This is a genomic window from Streptomyces sp. NPDC005393 (assembly GCF_040606675.1).
Taxonomy (GTDB): Bacteria; Actinomycetota; Actinomycetes; order Streptomycetales; family Streptomycetaceae; genus Streptomyces.
In genome coordinates this window covers 1-3,017 of record NZ_JBEXFG010000119.1, presented here as the reverse complement: position 1 = coordinate 3,017, position 3,017 = coordinate 1, and the positions used below count along the sequence as shown (strand labels likewise).

General features: G+C 64.7%; 3 protein-coding genes and 1 pseudogene. 3 read left to right on the top strand and 1 reads right to left on the bottom strand.

Annotated elements, in window-relative coordinates:
- Nucleotides 1–806: 806 nt before the first annotated feature.
- A pseudogene (locus tag ABZS71_RS35435) lies at nt 807–1,063 on the top strand (Tn3 family transposase); the annotation flags it as partial.
- 44 nt (nt 1,064–1,107) lie between these two features.
- On the opposite strand, the gene ABZS71_RS35430 reads toward ABZS71_RS35435, so the two are convergent.
- A complete protein-coding gene (locus ABZS71_RS35430; RefSeq protein ID WP_356216932.1) occupies nt 1,108–1,938 on the bottom strand; it encodes an alpha/beta hydrolase in 831 nt (276 codons plus the stop codon).
- Nucleotides 1,939–2,013: 75 nt separating this feature from the next.
- On the opposite strand from ABZS71_RS35430, the gene ABZS71_RS35425 reads away from it, so the two are divergent.
- Together ABZS71_RS35425 and ABZS71_RS35420 are read left to right on the top strand one after the other, a co-directional pair.
- Complete coding sequence (locus ABZS71_RS35425; protein ID WP_356216929.1) at nt 2,014–2,616, top strand: sigma-70 family RNA polymerase sigma factor; 603 nt, start codon at nt 2,014–2,016, stop codon at nt 2,614–2,616.
- Between the two features lie 99 nt (nt 2,617–2,715).
- Nucleotides 2,716–3,017: transposase (locus tag ABZS71_RS35420; RefSeq protein ID WP_356216927.1), on the top strand; the 302-nt coding region annotated here is incomplete at its 3' end.

The window sequence follows — 3,017 nt, the reverse complement described above, 5'->3', positions numbered from 1 at the left end:
TTCGGCACCGCCGACGAGGTCCGGAACCAGCGGTCCGTCGCCCTCGCCAGGGCTTACGAACGCCACCCCGAACGCTTCGCCCGCCGACCGACACCCCCCGCGATACCCGGCCAGGTCTGGATCAACGACCCCGCCAAACGCAAAGAACCCGAACCACAACACTCATAGCACTACAAACGTCTCATTTGACTTGACAACTACCGAAACTCGCCGCCATGCACGACCTCGAAGCCCGACACACCACCGTCCACTCGGCACGCCCGACTTTCACAGGGTTGTTGCTCGCATCGCCTCCCAGCATCGAAGTGAGGATGCGAAGCAACAGCCCTGAACACTACAACGAGGAGGTGGACCACGAGCCCTGGGGACTTCCCTATGCCGTGCAGGACGATCAGGAGAACCCGAAGCCAGCTCAGTCCCGCGGGCCTGTGGTCTGCCGTGACGAGGACTTCGTCATCTCGGCCGGCGTCCGGGGCGCGGTGCTGGTGCACCAGAGGACGCCCCCGACCTTCAGCATCTGCCCAACTGAAAAACTGCAGCGGGTGCTGCGAGCCGACTGGCGACGAAGGACTCAACCGAGCCTGTCCCTTCGGAGCTGCGGTCGCGACGCTCGCAGCCGACTGCTACGGGCCCTACGAACTGCACCTCGATCCCGTCCGGACATACGCGTTTTCCCAGTAGGACCGTAAACCGAACCTGGCCCCGAGGCACGACACGCCCGGGAGAGCCCGTTCGCCCACCTTCTTCACGATTACTTTCCGTAGTGCACGTCGGCTCGGAAGCGAACTCTGCGCCGATCTCGGCAAGTTCAGATACAGCTGGCCAGCCCGGGCCTTGTTCTAAACGGCGGGGTCCTCTGAACACCCGCTACCTGGCCGCCGTCGCCCAGCTTCGTGCCGAGGGCCACGACCCCATTGACGAGGACGTGGCCCGCCTCTCCCCGCTGAAGGACAGGCATATCCTGGGCCGCTACCACTTCGAGTTCCGCTCCAGCGGGCCCGGTCAGGGCCTACGACCGCTGCGCGACCCGGACGCCACTGAAGACATCGATGACGAGGAGTGACGGCCTCGGTCTGACCACTTCAGACTCCAGGGGCGTGAGCCAGGTCATCCACGGAGGAATGCCGCCGTGGTCGCCACGAAGCAGCCGGCGTCGTCGAACCACGGATAGTGGCCCGCGCCCGGTTGCACCACGAGCGTGACGTCAGGGAACACCTCCGCGAACTCGACCGCGGACACCGGCGGGCTGTTCAAGTCGAACTCCCCGGTGAGCAGCAGAACGGGTGCCTCGCAGGCGGCGAGCGCCGCACGAGTGCTCTCCGGGTTGAAGGCGCCCTCAGCCGCGAAGAACGCGACAGATTCCTGGTTGCTCGGCTGGCTGGCTGTGTGGTGCTTCTGTGCCTTGGCGTCCCACCGGCCCCAGAAGAAGGGGGCGATGGCTTCCCAGTCGCTGCCCGTGCCCTCGGTGATCGCCTGTAGGGCGGCGAACGCTGCCGGGAACCACGGCTCGTTCTTCCGAAGCTGTGCGAGCTCGCGCCGCGTCTCTCCCTTGATCGCTACACCGACAGCGCGGGTACTGGGGCCGATCAGGGCAAGCTTGCTAACTTTCTCCGGGTACCAGGCTGCGTATTGCGTCGCAATGTTCGTCCCGGCGGAATGGCCGAGCAGGTCTATCCGGGGAAGGCCGAGGTGCTCGCGTAGCGCTTCGACATCGTCGACCAGGCGGTCGCAGCGGTAGGAGGAAGTGTCTTCGGGAATCGCGGAGCGGCCGGTGCCGCGAAGGTCCAGGACGATCAGCTGGCGGTGCGCGGACAGGCCGCCGAGGTCGCCGAGGTACGCGGAATCCGTAGGGCCTCCCGGGATGCAGACGAGCGGATCGCCCTCACCGATGACGCGGTAAGCGAGCTGGGTTCCGTCGGGCGCGGAAAAGGTAGGCATGCTGCGGATCCTGGCAGACATAACCTGGTTATACAACTGGGTTATGCGAGTGGCACCGTGGTGTATAACCGGGTTGTGGCAAGCGAAGAGAGCACGCACCAGACCCCGGAGACACTGACCGAGCAACAGGCCGAGCGGATGCTCGTCGGCATGAACGAGGTCATTCGTGCGGGCCAGGAGATGCGAAAGCTGCGCGCCGAAATGATCAAGGTGTTTGCGAGCTTCGGCTGGACGCAGGAACGCATCGCGCAGCTCACTGACATGAGCCAGCCTGCCGTGTCCAAACAGATGGCGAAGCGCAAGACCGACGACCCGCAGCCTCCGATGGGGCTCTCCCTCGACCAGCACGACGCTCCCTGGCTCGAAGGGCGACTGTGGGGCCTCGCTGAGGAAATCTCCGAGACCTGCCACGAAACCACCTGCTGCACCCGCTACGTCAACGCACTCAACCGTGGGAAGAAGCGCTTCACGCCCCAGAACATCGACGAGCTGCGGCGTCTCATCGAGGAGGATCTGAGGCTGCACCGGGCAGAGCTGCCAGGCAGTTACCAGGCCGCGTACGACGAGATCAGCCGCGGTCTCGACATTCCCTCGAAAGTCACCGCTACCGCATCAGCATCTGTACGCCGCGCCATCGCTCACCAGATCCAGCGCGATCTACTCCGGAGTGACGTGTAAGCAGAAGCCCTGCCCAACGCGAGGGGCGGATGTTGGCTGATACGGCACTACTGCAACGACACTCCGTGACGCGGTGTGTGTGGTTTCGTTGATCACTTCGTGCAGGAAGAGATAACTGATGGTTGGTCAGATCTGTTCGATGACTTCGTGGCGCGGTTCGCGGGCCGCTTCGGGCGGGTGGAGCCCCGGCGACGGATGGTGTCCTACCTGCGGGGACTGCTCAGCGAGACGGAACGCAAGAACGGCTGGACTCTGGCGGAGGCCGCCGGTGACGGCGGCCCTCAGGGGATGCAGCGGCTACTGAACCACTACCTGTGGGATGCCGACGCTCTGCGTGACGACGTTCGCGACGCGGTCGTGGAGCATGTCGGTGATCCCGAACGGGGAATTTTGATCCTCGA

Bases quoted from the DNA above. Each gene is read 5' to 3' on its own strand.
- ABZS71_RS35430 (WP_356216932.1), bottom strand. From the start codon at position 1,938: ATGCCTACCTTTTCCGCGCCCGACGGAACCCAGCTCGCTTACCGCGTC.